The 14,340-nt window shown below is 36.0% G+C and carries 13 protein-coding genes and 1 pseudogene; 6 read left to right on the top strand and 8 right to left on the bottom strand.

Annotated elements, in window-relative coordinates; all coding sequences use genetic code 11:
* Positions 1-108: 108 nt before the first annotated feature.
* A complete protein-coding gene (gene hemG / locus GYW75_RS08250) occupies positions 109-642 on the bottom strand; it encodes a menaquinone-dependent protoporphyrinogen IX dehydrogenase (protein ID WP_194240451.1) in 534 nt (177 codons plus the stop codon).
* A gap of 139 nt (positions 643-781) precedes the next feature.
* Between hemG and glmU the strand changes: the two genes are divergently transcribed.
* The 3 genes from glmU to GYW75_RS08235 all read left to right on the top strand — a co-directional run bounded on the left by glmU (position 782) and on the right by GYW75_RS08235 (position 4,525).
* Entirely contained in the window at positions 782-2,167 is a 1,386-nt protein-coding gene (gene glmU / locus GYW75_RS08245; RefSeq protein ID WP_174799003.1) for a bifunctional UDP-N-acetylglucosamine diphosphorylase/glucosamine-1-phosphate N-acetyltransferase GlmU, read from the top strand.
* A 3-nt stretch (positions 2,168-2,170) separates the two neighbouring features.
* Entirely contained in the window at positions 2,171-4,003 is a 1,833-nt protein-coding gene (gene glmS / locus GYW75_RS08240) for a glutamine--fructose-6-phosphate transaminase (isomerizing) (protein ID WP_174799002.1), read from the top strand.
* 120 nt (positions 4,004-4,123) lie between these two features.
* Positions 4,124-4,525, top strand: coding sequence for a hypothetical protein (locus GYW75_RS08235; RefSeq protein ID WP_174799001.1), 402 nt, complete (start codon positions 4,124-4,126; stop codon positions 4,523-4,525).
* Between the two features lie 317 nt (positions 4,526-4,842).
* Here GYW75_RS08235 and GYW75_RS08230 read toward each other — a convergent pair.
* The 5 genes and pseudogenes from GYW75_RS08230 to GYW75_RS08210 all read right to left on the bottom strand — a co-directional run.
* Positions 4,843-5,085, bottom strand: a pseudogene (locus tag GYW75_RS08230) (transposase); the annotation flags it as partial.
* Between the two features lie 448 nt (positions 5,086-5,533).
* Positions 5,534-5,983, bottom strand: coding sequence for an SMI1/KNR4 family protein (locus tag GYW75_RS08225; RefSeq protein WP_065610359.1), 450 nt, complete (start codon positions 5,981-5,983; stop codon positions 5,534-5,536).
* 485 nt (positions 5,984-6,468) lie between these two features.
* Positions 6,469-6,837, bottom strand: a complete 369-nt coding sequence (locus GYW75_RS08220; protein ID WP_085165057.1) for a hypothetical protein — start codon at positions 6,835-6,837, stop codon at positions 6,469-6,471.
* A gap of 433 nt (positions 6,838-7,270) precedes the next feature.
* Positions 7,271-7,801 (bottom strand): hypothetical protein, encoded by a 531-nt coding sequence (locus GYW75_RS08215; protein ID WP_194240450.1) that lies wholly within the window; start codon positions 7,799-7,801, stop codon positions 7,271-7,273.
* Positions 7,802-7,943: 142 nt separating this feature from the next.
* Positions 7,944-8,309, bottom strand: coding sequence for a hypothetical protein (locus GYW75_RS08210; protein ID WP_194240449.1), 366 nt, complete (start codon positions 8,307-8,309; stop codon positions 7,944-7,946).
* Positions 8,310-8,452: 143 nt separating this feature from the next.
* Between GYW75_RS08210 and GYW75_RS12785 the strand changes: the two genes are divergently transcribed.
* Positions 8,453-8,650: an integrase core domain-containing protein gene (locus GYW75_RS12785; protein WP_363319071.1), complete on the top strand. Its 198-nt coding sequence runs from the start codon at positions 8,453-8,455 to the stop codon at positions 8,648-8,650.
* A 57-nt stretch (positions 8,651-8,707) separates the two neighbouring features.
* The gene (locus tag GYW75_RS08200; protein ID WP_174799000.1) at positions 8,708-10,885 is read left to right on the top strand and encodes a MerC domain-containing protein; all 2,178 of its coding nucleotides are present in this window, start codon (positions 8,708-8,710) and stop codon (positions 10,883-10,885) included.
* Positions 10,886-10,933: 48 nt separating this feature from the next.
* On the opposite strand, the gene glyA is transcribed toward GYW75_RS08200, so the two are convergent.
* On the bottom strand, positions 10,934-12,190 hold the full coding sequence (gene glyA, locus GYW75_RS08195) for a serine hydroxymethyltransferase (protein WP_174798999.1): 1,257 nt from the start codon (positions 12,188-12,190) through the stop codon (positions 10,934-10,936).
* Between the two features lie 401 nt (positions 12,191-12,591).
* Between glyA and GYW75_RS08190 the strand changes: the two genes are divergently transcribed.
* Positions 12,592-12,774, top strand: coding sequence for a hypothetical protein (locus GYW75_RS08190; RefSeq protein ID WP_174798998.1), 183 nt, complete (start codon positions 12,592-12,594; stop codon positions 12,772-12,774).
* 341 nt (positions 12,775-13,115) lie between these two features.
* Here GYW75_RS08190 and GYW75_RS08185 read toward each other — a convergent pair.
* Positions 13,116-14,340: hypothetical protein (locus GYW75_RS08185; protein WP_174798997.1), on the bottom strand; the 1,225-nt coding region annotated here is incomplete at its 5' end.

Raw genomic sequence — 14,340 nt, 5'->3', positions numbered from 1 at the left:
GCCGAAATGTTGATCTATATCACAAAGTTTCTTTAAAAGAAGTTGAACACTTGATATCTCTAGAAAAATATCAATTTATTTGTAAAAAAGTTTCAGGTAACTATACGTTTAAGTATAAAACTGTTTGGCAAATTCATCTACCTTTGCCCAATCTGTATATTCAATAACTGGTTTTGTTACATCAGTATCACCTTTCCCTAACCACATAATAAAGCGGATCATATTGCGATCAAACCAATTATATTGAGGATAATAAAGCGCACCTGCAAAAACAGCAGTAAAAGCTGGTTTCCATGCTATTTTAGCTAAAAACTTTTTGGTATATAAATTTGTTTCTGGTGTATTTTTGTTGGGTTTTCTTGCCACCATATTTACCCCAAAAAATCCAGACTTCATACTATTTAACTGCTGATAATTCTCATTTATAAACTTTTTCATTAATTTGCTATAAAATCCATAGCGAATGGAACTTCCCAATAAGGCTGCTTGGTATTGTGTCAAATCGATTTTAGTATCGGGTAACAGCTCAATAACATCACAATCACATCGACCATTAAGTCGTGTTTTTATACGTTGCATAATCTTAAATGTCTGTTTTTCGTGTGTGGTATAGAGTAATAAAACTTTTATAGCGGAATTCATAACTTGCTGCCTCTTTTGTTAAACTCTTTGGTAAATATCAATTTTACTTTTTTTATGATAAAAATTAAAAGATTGGGGATGATTTCATTAAAAATTTTGATTATAGTGTTACGCTAATTCAACCAGATCGGAACCAATTATGGCAATTTCACCACCAAAGCTAAGTGCAATTATTTTGGCGGCAGGAAAAGGCACACGGATGCATTCCAACCTACCTAAAGTTTTACATAAAATTGGCGCCAAGCCGATGTTACAACATGTGATTGATACAGTTCAACAACTTAATACAAATCGCATCAATATTGTTTATGGACATGGCAAACAACAGCTTAAAGATGCGCTTAAAGAGCAACATGTGCAACTGGTATATCAAGCTGAACAACTAGGTACTGGTCATGCAGTGCAACAAGCTATCCCTTACATTCAAGATGACGAAGATATCTTAATTTTATATGGCGACACTCCCCTTATATCGGCTCAAACACTACAAACTTTAATTGCCAGTAAACCCCAGCAAGGTATCGCTTTATTAACTGTTATTCTTGAAGATCCAACAGGTTATGGTCGAATAGAACGCAAAAATGGCAAAGTTGTTGCTATTATTGAACAAAAAGATGCTACACCAGAACAACAAAAAATCAACGAAATTAACACCGGCATAATGCTAGTTAACGGAAAATTATTGAAAAGTTGGTTATTACGTTTAACCAATAATAATGCGCAAAAAGAGTTCTATTTAACCGATATTATTGCTTTTGCTTACCAAGATGGTTATGAAATCTTAACCTCGCACCCAGTTCAACAATTTGAAGTTGAAGGTGTTAATAATCGCCTACAATTGGCAATGTTAGAAAGACAATATCAACATCTGCAAGCTCAAAATTTATTACTAGCTGGTGTAACACTGCTTGATCCAAATCGCTTTGACTTACGAGGCACACTATCGCATGGTAAAGATGTTACGATTGATTGTAATGTAATTATTGAAGGAAATGTCAAACTAGGCAATAACGTATTTATTGGTGCAGGCTGTGTCTTAAAAAATTGCTCAATTGATGACAATTCAACAATCAGTCCGTATAGCATTATTGAAGATTCAACTATCGCTAAACAGTGCACTATCGGACCTTTCGCCCGTCTACGACCTGGTTCACAGCTTGATGAACAAGTCCATGTTGGCAACTTTGTTGAATTAAAAAAAGCACATCTAGGCCAAGCAAGCAAAGCCGGACACTTAAGCTATCTTGGCGATAGCGAAATTGGTAGTAACGTCAACATAGGTGCAGGCACCATCACCTGTAATTATGACGGTGCAAATAAATTTAAAACTATTATTGAAGATGATGTGTTTGTCGGTTCTGATACGCAATTAATTGCACCTGTAAAAGTGGGTAAAGGGGCAACTATTGCAGCAGGGACAACGGTTACCAATAATGTGAATGAGAACGAATTGGTCGTAAGCCGAGTAAAACAAAAACAACTTGCTGGTTGGAAACGACCAACAAAGCTAGCTAACGAGGAATAAGATATGTGTGGAATTGTAGGTGCTATCGCCAAACGTGATGTTGCTGAAATATTATTAGAAGGTTTAAAACGATTAGAATATCGTGGTTATGACTCGGCAGGACTGGCAATTATTTCACCACAAGGTGAATTACAACGCGTTCGTCGTGTTGGCAAAGTACAAGCACTTAAAGATGCCATTGAACAGCATCCACTAGAAGGTTCTACAGGAATTGCTCATACTCGCTGGGCAACTCATGGTGAACCAGCTGAACACAATGCTCATCCACATGTATCGGGTTTTATTGCCGTTGTGCATAATGGAATTATCGAAAATTTTGAACCACTGCGTGAAAAGCTGATCGCCAAAGGTTACCAATTCCGTTCCGAAACCGACACTGAAGTTATTGCTCATTTAATTCATAACATTATATCAACCGAAGATTGTTCCTTATTTGACGCTGTACAAAAAGCTATTCCACAACTACGAGGGGCTTACGGTACAGTCATTATGGATACTCGCAATCCAGATATATTGGTTGCGGCACGTTCAGGCAGTCCTTTAGTTATAGGTTGCGGCATAGGTGAACACTTTATCGCATCCGATCAATTAGCACTATTACCCGTCACTCGCCGATTTATTTATTTAGAAGAAGGGGATATCGCACTTATCACTCATCGAAAAGTAACAATTTTAGACAAAAATCATCAAGAAGTAACAAGACCATGTATAGAATCTGACGCAAAGTATGACGCGGGTAGTAAAGCAGGCTATAGTCATTACATGCAAAAAGAGATCTACGAACAACCTAATGCAATAAAAAATACGCTTGAAGGCCGCATGGTACATGGTAAAGTTGATTTGTCCGAACTTGGTGATGAAGCCAAAGCCATCCTTAAACAGGTTGAGCATGTTCAAATTGTTGCCTGTGGTACTGCTTATAATGCAGGTATGGTTGCACGTTATTGGTTTGAAGCTTTAGCAGGAATTCCTTGTGATGTCGAGATTGCATCAGAATTCCGTTATCGAAATCCAGCTCGTCGCAAAAATAGCTTATTTATCACCCTTTCACAATCTGGTGAAACGGCTGACACACTCGCTGCATTGCGATTAGCCAAAGAAAATAATTACCTAAGCACCCTTGCTATCTGTAATGTGGCAGCCTCAACACTCGTGCGCGAAGCAGATTTAGTTCTATTAACCAAGGCGGGGGTTGAAATCGGTGTTGCGTCAACTAAAGCCTTTACCACACAATTAACGGTTTTATTGCTACTAGTTGCTAAATTAGGACGCATAAATAATATGGCTGAAAGTACTGAGCAGGCTATTGTGCATGCACTACAAGTCCTACCAAACCGCATTGAACAGGTGCTAACAGCAGAACCTCAAATAAAAAAACTAGCTAGTCATTTTGTGGATAAACATCATGCGCTATTCTTAGGTCGAGGTGATGAGTATCCAATCGCTATGGAAGCTTCGCTAAAGCTCAAAGAAATATCTTATATTCACGCTGAAGCCTATGCTGCTGGTGAACTCAAACATGGTCCACTTGCATTAATTGATGCTGATATGCCAGTGATTGTTATGGCACCAACCAACGAAATGCTAGAAAAATTAAAATCTAATATAGAAGAAGTTCGAGCGCGTGGCGGTCAACTGTATGTTTTTGCCCAAGAAGATTCGGAATTTGTTAGTGATGACACCATGCACATTATAAACCTACCCCATATTGAAGAACTTACTGCACCAATATATTACACAGTACCTACACAACTACTTGCGTATCATGTTGCTTTGATCAAAGGAACCGATGTCGATCAGCCTCGTAATTTAGCAAAATCAGTAACGGTAGAATAGATACGCAAACAACTTACTATTTTTATTTAACTGTGTTGTTATACTTATAGTGTAAATATTTTATTTGAATTATAACTATTTAAGGAGAGATTCATGGGAATAGAATATAGTATCATTGCAATGGATGACAGTGTTACACAAGATATTGTTTTAAATGCGTTCAGCCCGTATTGTACTAAAAAAGATGACGAAGAATATTTATTAGATTATGGTGATGAAGTTTATGAAGATATGATTATATGCAATCATTGTACCTTATATCTATCCTTCAAAGAGAGCAGCAAGGATATAATAGAGTCGATTGAAATTATTAAACCTTCTGATCATCCAGCGTTAGAAAAAGCCATCTTTTTACTTATTCATGAACATCCAATGTTTATTGCCGGTCCAGATTTTCCATTGATGACAGCAAATAAAAAATGTTTGGATTTATTAAAAGTAAAAGATATTGAAACCTATGAAGACACCGAGTTAGTTTCGTCATTTGATGAATTCTCTAACCTTTTAACTAGTTACGAATAGATATAAATGACCTAAAAGCCGTCTGATTTTTATAAATTAAAGTAGTGGTATGACCATTTGTTTTTTGAACTCGTTAGTAAAGCTACGTTTTGCTCTTCGTGATGAATCGACTGCCATTGTTGTTACCTTCTCTTATTTTTTAGTTTATCATAACAATGACCTTATAAAACTGGTACTACTTAGTGTAGCCGCTCCAGGCTGATAATAGTAAGCACAGCGGCTTAAGCCAACAATAGCGCAGCTCATAGCAATAGTAACAAAATGATTTTCTTGTAACTCCAAAGCCCATGCTTTACGTGCCTTGGTAGGCACTATAGCTTTTTTATGATTTCCTCCTGAAGCTGAGATTTTAAACTGAGCTCAGCAAACATCTGCTTAAGCTTGCGGTTTTCAGCCTCCAGCTCCTTTAAGCGTTTGATATCCGAAGTTTCCATTCCGCCATATTTTTCTCGCCATTTATAGAAAGTTGAATTACCCATGCCATATTTACGACAGAGTTCCTTGACAGGAATACCTGCTTCAGCTTCTTTTAAAATAGCCACGATTTGATGTTCAGTCATTTTTTCATAATTAAATCCCCTTTTCTTTTATCATAGAGAATTTTCTACTTTTTTGCTGTACTATTTTAGGGGATAGTTACAACCCCATTTTAAGAAGTTCATTAACAGATTGTCTCATAAAAGATCCTTACCATGTTTTCATTAATTTTATAAAACCATTTTGTAGCACTAAAAATATATATAATAGTCTCCTGAAGATGATGTTTACCAATCAAATTGGTATAAATAATTCACTGAATAGCTACGTTTTATTTGCAATACTCACCGTTATCAATAAAAGAAAACAATAATTTTGAGATATCTAATTTAATTAACATGTTAAACAACATTCGTCCAAGCAAATAAAAAGGACTCCATATTATCTCAATCAAAGTCTAAAAACGAATCACTTTCATAATAAAACATGTAGAAACTAAATAATTAATTTTTATAAAATTTTTGCTATAAGTTATGTGCGTAGATTTACATATTCCTCAAAAAAACTGTTGAATGACGGTGCGAGAACATTTGATATTTTTCTTGAAAAAAGATCATAATTAACTATTGTTCCATAAGTATTTCTTCCACAATCAACACACCAACATACATCATCATCTCTAAAGTAAATAACAGCCATATCTAATGGTAACGCGTATTCATTTCTACATAGGCAAGTATCATAATAAATAGCGCCTCCTGACTCAACCAAAGCATCATTATCAACTATACCTGACAATTCTTCTCCAACAAGCCCTCCACCACCAACTAATAAAATAAATTCTTTTAACTCGTTTGGTAACGACAATTTTAAATTATTTTCAAGTATATTAATTTGTGATTCATCACAAGCTCCAAGCCAATACACTTCATCTTGAGCCTCATGATTTAAACGCATAACAAGATTTTTAATACTACTCATATAATTACCCTACCTAAAATCGAATACTTTCAATTTCCAATATCCTTTTCTAAATTTATGATACTGCCTATCTAGTCATTTATTTTTGGTTAAATAGATGAATTCACTGTTTTTGAAGTACCTAGATTAATATCTGAAGAATTTTATATAACTTACAACTAAAGCCAACCTACTAATATCATACTGATACAAATTAATCCCACTCAACAACCAATCAAATCTAGCTAAATAAAATTACCTATGCTCAGCTCATAATACTTAAAAGTATTGTAATGCAGGCTGGTTTATCCGTCTAAATATTGTCCATGATACCTGAAATTTTGCTCTATTAATTGGTGTTCAATTTTCTGAATCCATTTACCCATAATTGATAACTGCATTACCCTTGTCTACGCCGTCTAGCTGCTAAGATTTAATACATTAAATAAAATGGGCTAAGCAATTTATTAGAGATAATTAATTTTTTTATTAAGTTATAATAATAATTATATTGGAAATTTTTTATTTTTATAGGTTGACCACAAGTGCGTGATAGCCCAATTTTTATATTTCTTAGCAATAAAACTCTTAGCTATTATCTCAATATCATCAGAAATTCGGGAAGATATTTCAAAATTATTAATTATTTTAAAAGATTGTTTAAAAGCCTTTTCTCGTAACATATTAATAAATTTCACTTCATTCGCATTAAAGTCACACATTTTCAAAGAATTAAAAACATTCATCCACTGATAATCAAATTCGGATTCATCTCTTAAATCCAATGCATTATCAACGTCTAATAATTTTAAAAAATTGAAATTTGTTGAAGTAGATAAATAGTCATCAATTTCGATAAGATTTTTGTCATTCATTTCATTAATCCTAGTTCTTTAAACCAACTTTTCATGAAATTAGCAACTTTAGAGTATGTTACAAAAATACTCAAATTATAAATTTGGGATTAACTTTAATATCATCTAGGCCTGAATATGCTCTATGATATGCATCAAACAATTTTTACTGAAACTATAAAATCGTTTTGTAATGGTTAAATAACATTTCTTTCCGCATTATAAGCGACAGTAGCAAACTAGGGTACTTTTCGCTTAAAGAATAAAGCTGATCTAGCCTTAAAATTTCCCCTTACAGTCAACAATCTGATGTTTTTCGATACGTAGGGCTAGGGCGTTATAAAGGTGGTACAAGGATAGCACTAGTGGTCTGTTTGCTCTTTTATAAGATTTAGAAAATCAACATGTTATTTTTCTTTATAACATCAATTAAGACATTCTACTCAGATTATTTTTAATAAAGCCTGCAATCTGAGCGTGGTTCAATTTCTCTTCTACCAATTTTACTTACTTTTTCTAAGATCAAATCATAGCAATAAAAAATATCCTCATTTTTTTTTAAAATTACTCCCTCCAGACAGACTTTATATATTCCTTTAGGAATATCGGTATTATTCCAACCAGTATATTCTTCCCACTCCCAAAAAACTGACATATCAGCAATATATAAATCTCCAGTAACATTAAGATAAAAATATTTATCACTGAATATAATGGATCTATTCTCATTACAAGGAGTTTCATTTAAAAACAAACGAACAACGTAGCCACCATCATCAATACCCATGATAGGTAAGGCAATTCCTTCATCAAGCACAGAATCACCTTTGCCTGTTGTAGTAAATTCTTTGAGAATATTTTCTCCATTATTTATTTTTCCCCCAAAGGGGATAAATATCCCTGGATAGTCGAAAATAATTATCCCATTAAAATCTACATCAACGTATATTGTCTTAACCACTTTTACCTCTTGGTAATTTTCCACAGTTGTTCATTATTAAACCATTTTAATAATTTTGTATGAGCTTCTTTCAGCGAATTCATTAAGTACCTAAATATATTTTAAAAGCAATTGGTATATAAATAATAAAATGTAAAAGATAAAATAAATTCTTTACTTTTAGCTATTAATCATAGACACCAATCTCTTCTGCTTTTGCAATTAACTCATCTTGCAATGAACCTTGTATTTCATCTCCATCATACTCAAGAACGAAATCACCACTAATATTCGGGGGAAAACATGAACCGTCTATGGTTCCAAAAATCGTTGACATTGTATCTACTATTACTATACGCAGAAAATTAAAAATCTTTTCTTGGTCTTTATCTGATAGCTTTGTGATAATACTTCTTGCTCTTGCAAAAGGATCATCATCGTTCGTAGGTTGACTTGAATCACTTAAATGAATTTTATAATATTCAAGTGTATCATCCAAAAGTATAGATAAAAGTGAGGTAACTACTAATTCATCTTTTCCTATTTTATTCATTTAACAACCTCCTTTTCCATTAGGCTTTATTTTTCACTCGGTTCAACAGCACTATATCATAAAGAAAACGTAGCATTCACCGATTTGTTAAAATGTATAATAATCACATAAACCCAAAAACCACTAAACCTAACTACCAATAAATAAATGGAAAAGCAGAAAGAGTGGTACGAACTTTAATGGAGATATGGCATAATCAGCAAATATCCGAAGATTCAAAAAATAGAAAACAAAAGTTTAAGCGATTTATTAGCTATTATAATACAATTAAATCTCATCAAGCGATATCCAGTAAAAAGCCTTATGAGTTTTTAGAGGGTTATTTTAGTCATGAAATGTAGACAACCCACTGTTTTCTTTTAACAAAGATATTATCAAATTTTTGTGTGGAGATTATTATGAGCCATATGTGGACATTTCAACGTGTTGGTGGGCTTGATCAAGTCGTATTTAAAAGTGCCAGTGATATTATTAATTTACCTGATTTAGATCCTAAATTATGGGTCGCTCTAAGTTGCCCAACAACAGGGTTGGATTTTGATGAACGAACCTTATCTCTACTCGATTCAGATAATGACGGACGTATTCGCATACCTGATATTTTAGACGCCATTAGCTGGACTTGCGATAAAATCAACTCATTTGATAGTATCTTAAGTACAAGTGAAACACTACCATTATCACAAATTAACTCATCGACCCCGCAAGGAAAAAAATTATCGGTCACCGCACAAAGCATTTTAGCTAGCTTAAATAAAAAAAATGTGGATTATTTAACACAAGATGATATACAACAATCAATAAAAATCAATGCTGACAAACTTTATAATGGTGATTTGATCTTTCCTCCATCAAGCGAATTGTCACCAAACATGCAAATGTTTATTGCAACAGCAATCAAAACTACTGGTGCACAAAAAGATATGAGTGGGCAAGATGGCATTGATTTAAACATAGCAACCACCTTTGTTGAAAATCTACAAACTTGGTTACAATGGCAAACAAAAATAAGTAATACGCAAACCCCATTTGGTGAAAATACCGCAGAAATTTGGAAACTAATTCAGCTATTAAAACCCAAAATTGATGATTATTTTTTACGTGCTGAGTTAGCACAATACGCCCCTCAAGCGCAAAATGCACTTAATGTAGACGAAAGATATATTGTACCAACACAAAACGGATTACTATCTGAAGTAGAATTAGCCGAATTACCGCTATCCAAAATCGACACAACTGATACTCTAGATCTAGTCAATGGGCTAAATCCACTTTGGAAAGCTAAAATCAGCCGATTTAAGGCATTAATAGAATCATCATTATCCAACCCAGACCAACTAACACAACAAGAATGGCAAAATATACAACAAAGCTTGCAAGCATATACCTCACTTATTAGCACTAAGCCCGAAATAGCACACTTAACTGTTGAAATTGAGCCTTCGGCCAGTATAGATGATATTCCTATTAGCATCATTACCAACCTAGCTAACAATGATTTACTGACCGAATTTGAGAAGATGGTTGAACAAGATAATCAAACACCGATATCCGCATCAGATATTCTCGTGTTAGAAAAATTAGTCCTATTTCATAAACATCTTTACCGTTTGCTAGTTAACTTTACCTCTTTTGCAGACTTCTTTCAACCTGAAACACGAGCAGCATTTCAACTTGGTGAACTTTACATTGATGGTCGCTGTGCAACACTTTGCGTTGCGGTCGATAATATTGCCAAACACGCAACCATGGCAAATTATTCTGAACTCTGTTTACTTTATTGTGAATGCACTAGACATGGAGAAAAACAGCTAATTGCAGCAGCAATGACAGCAGGGCAAGGTGATTTATTAATTGAAGGTCGCAATGGTGTGTTTATTGACAATAAAGGTAACGATTGGGATGCCAATGTTGTGAAAATAATCACTAAGCCAATCAGCATCCAACAAGCTATTTGGGCACCTTATCAACGTATGGGGCGTGTGATTACCGAACAAATTAACAAATGGGCAAGCAGCAAAGATGTCGATGTCGAAAAATCAAGTGAACAAGCACTACAAAATCCAGCTAATAAGTTTGATATTGGTAAAAGTGTAGGGATTTTTGCTGCAATTGGTTTAGCCATTGGCGCAATCGGCACAGCATTAGCCACAATATTCCAAGCCATTTTTGCGCTAGCTTGGTGGCAAGTACCTTTAGTTTTTATTGGATTATTTCTAATTATTTCAGGACCTTCTGTTATTTTAGCATGGTTAAAATTACGTCGAAGAACACTTGGACCATTACTAGAAGCATCTGGTTGGGCAATTAATGGGCAAGTCAAAATCAACTTAATGCTAGGAAGCTTGCTTACTAGCAAAGCCCAGCTCCCTACCAATGCAAAACGTAATTTGCGCGATCCAATGAAACAACGTCACAACAAATTAGTTATTATTTTTTGGTTAGCAATTTTACTTGGTGTTGGAGTTACAGGAGGCTGGTTATGGCATGAAGGTTACCTTGACCGCTATATCGAACAGCACAAACAAGCACAAACCCAAAACAAAACTGACACAAATGCCAATATTGGTAAATAAAAGCAAAAAACCATTTCGCCGACAACCGTCGGCGAAATGAAACAACCATTAATGCTGATAAACTGGCAAACGACGGCAAATTTCAAGCACCTTTTCTTTCACGGCTTGGATGTTTTGCTCGTCATCGATATTATCTAAAACATCACAAATCCAATTAGCTAAATCTTGCGATTCGGCTTCTTTAAAGCCTCGGCGAGTAATAGCCGGCGTACCGATACGCACACCAGATGTTACAAATGGGCTTTGTGGATCTTTTGGTACACTATTTTTATTAACGGTAATATTAGCACTACCTAAAGCCGCATCAGCTTCTTTACCTGTGATATTTTTATCGACTAAATCAATTAAAAACAGATGATTTTGTGTTTCGCCAGAAACTACCTTATAGCCACGTTGCAAAATCACCTCGACCATAGCTTTAGCGTTTTTCACCACTTGTTGTTGATAGATTTTATACTCAGGCTCCATCGCCTCTTTTAACGCAACTGCTTTAGCGGCAATTACATGCATTAAAGGACCACCTTGTGCTCCAGGAAAGACAGCCGAATTTAACTTTTTATATAATTCTTCACTACCACCTTTAGCCAAAATCAAACCGCCACGAGGACCACCTAAAGTTTTATGAGTTGTAGTAGTAACAACGTGTGCATAAGGAACAGGATTTGGATAAACACCTGCCGCAACTAGCCCTGCCACATGCGCCATATCCACAAACAAATAAGCGCCCACACTATCGGCGATTTCACGCATACGTTGCCAATCCACCACCCCAGAATAAGCCGAAAAACCACCAATAATCATTTTAGGTTTAGATTCTTGGGCTGTTTTAGCTAACTTGTCATAATCAATACGCCCTGAATCATCAACACCATAATCCACAACATGATAAAGTTTACCCGAAAAGCTAACGGGCGAACCGTGCGTCAAATGCCCACCTTCAGACAAATTCATACCTAAAACAGTATCGCCTGTATTTAAAAGCGCCATATAAACGGCAAAATTAGCTTGTGAACCTGAATGCGGTTGCACATTAGCATAATCAGCATCAAATAAAGCCTTAGCACGATCAATTGCTAATTTTTCAACAACATCAACATACTCACAACCACCATAATAACGTTTTCCGGGATAACCTTCGGCATATTTATTGGTTAATTGCGAACCTTGCGCTTGCATTACTCGTGGGCTGGTGTAGTTTTCTGATGCGATCAGTTCAAGGTGATCTTCTTGGCGCTGTTCTTCACCTTTAATAGCATTCCACAATTCCGCATCATAATCGGCAATAGTCATATCTTTACTAAACATGTTGGATCCTTATCATCAATTATTTAGTTTGTCAGATTTTGCTTTATCGTTAGCAAAAATGGACATTACACTTATATGGTTACTTAACAACCAAACGATTTCAATCTTTTTTTATGAGTTATAAGTAATATTAATACATTGCAATAAAAATAGTACTGCAACTTTTAAAAGAAATAACTCACATAAATAACATTGCTTAATAGCATCATTTGAACAATTCAAATCTAGTCATAAGAATACTGATTTTATTTAGCATATTTAAAAAAACAATAAAATCAATAATTTTATATAACCAACTTTTGTAGGGTAACTGTATTGTTTTTTATAAAAAATAACTTATAAAAACCACTCAAGGTTATGTTGTCTGTTTTGTTTCGGCGTCTGAATGTGCCGACAACAGAGTGAGATTAGCACGCCAAACAGGGATATTTGGCGAGTTTGTACTACGTCTGACAAATTTGTCTGGAACAAATTTGACCATCTTAGCAAAGCGAAGATGGTCTCGAAAAGGCGAGTGTCAGGATGATACAAGTAATCCCACAAACGGTGCGTTAAGACCGATCGACGGCGGAGGGGCGCCGTAGACACATTATGCGCTAAAGCGTGGGATTGCAAAAGGAGTTCGCTCTAATTCCCCTTGCTAGGACGTATTCAAGATAGCTATTTTATTCCCCAAAGGTCAATACGTCCGAAACCTTGCCGAACTAAAATAGACCACAGCTTTAAACCGCCACAGCGTAATACTGGACTACCTGCCACGCTTTCTGCGTCGGCGGAGGGGGGCGGCGCTATTGTGGCTATGCCACAACTGCGCAACCCTAAGGGAAACGCCCCAACTGCCGCGGGGCTTTATTCTTTTTTATATTATCCTCTCAAGCACCATAACCGCCCCGCAGCCTAAGGATTAAGAACTAAACGCTAAAAGCTAAGGTGTAGTGCAAACAACAGGATAATTGTAGCTCCCAAGGGTGATGCTGGTGAAGCCGCTGCCCGATTCGATACCAAAGTGGTCTCTACCGAATGCGTCGCTTGTATTGTAGGTGTAGTAATCGAAGTCCGCATCAGCGTAGTTGATCATGAAGCCCCACTCCGTGAAAAGTCCAGCGCCTATTTGTCGCTGATAATTATTTTTAGATGACGATGGCGTGGCGCCATCTATACCATTTATACATGGGAAATAATCACTATCTACACCACACTTCGCATTGGTTAAATCCTTTACCTGTGGCATTCGATAACCCAAACTATTACACCACGTTGTTTGAGCTGAGAGGGAACCCATTTTATTTCCTCGGCTAATAAACCACTGCCTCAACACAAATCCATACCTAACCTCATTACCACTTCTATCACTTCCCACCAATTCAAATTTCTGCGGTAAAGATGGTACGGTAATTCGACTTGGATTAGAATTGTCCCACTGGTTTCTTGCCTCTGGACCATGCAACGTTACCCGCGTTACATTCTGGGATTTATCCGTAATCCACATATCAGCTTGGACTGTACGCCCATCCGTGGCTGTGAATGTCCCTGTTAGCGGCCTTGTCCAACTCACCGTTGCCGTTATATCACCACGAGTGGTAACTGTCCAACTCAACTGGCTTGCATCTACCCCAACTATATCCAAATCAAAATACAAGCCATCTGCACCTGTAGTAGGAAAATTTCTGTCGTAAGATGATGGACTTGTTGACTGAACTAAAAAACCCTTAGCTGGATCCCATATGTTAGCAGGACCTGCGTAGATTTTATCGTCCCAACCCAAGCCAGTTGTTCCACCCAACAACAAATTTGGCCTGACCGAACAAATAACAGGCTGTGACGGTAAAGTGATATAATACTCCGCTGTTCCTCCACTAAAAGTACTACTATTAGGCATGCCATAACGAGTCTCTAAAGTTCCCTCTGAACTATCTAAGGTTACCTTATAAGGTGCATTACATAGACTTAATGTATCACTACGATTAACGGTATTGCCATCTTTATCTTTTATTACTAACGATATACTTCCTGATGCAGTAACTTCACCTGCTCCCTGTCCATCCCCATCATCATCGCCCCATTTACCTTGTGCCACTAAGTCATTTATATTTATTGAGTTGCTTGATGACGGGACTATCATTTCAATATCAGCAAAAGTATCCTCTACA

It is taken from the genome of Gilliamella sp. ESL0232, assembly GCF_013346885.1.
Classification (GTDB): domain Bacteria; phylum Pseudomonadota; class Gammaproteobacteria; order Enterobacterales; family Orbaceae; genus Gilliamella; species Gilliamella bombi.
This window is presented reverse-complemented; position numbering and strand designations above follow the sequence as displayed.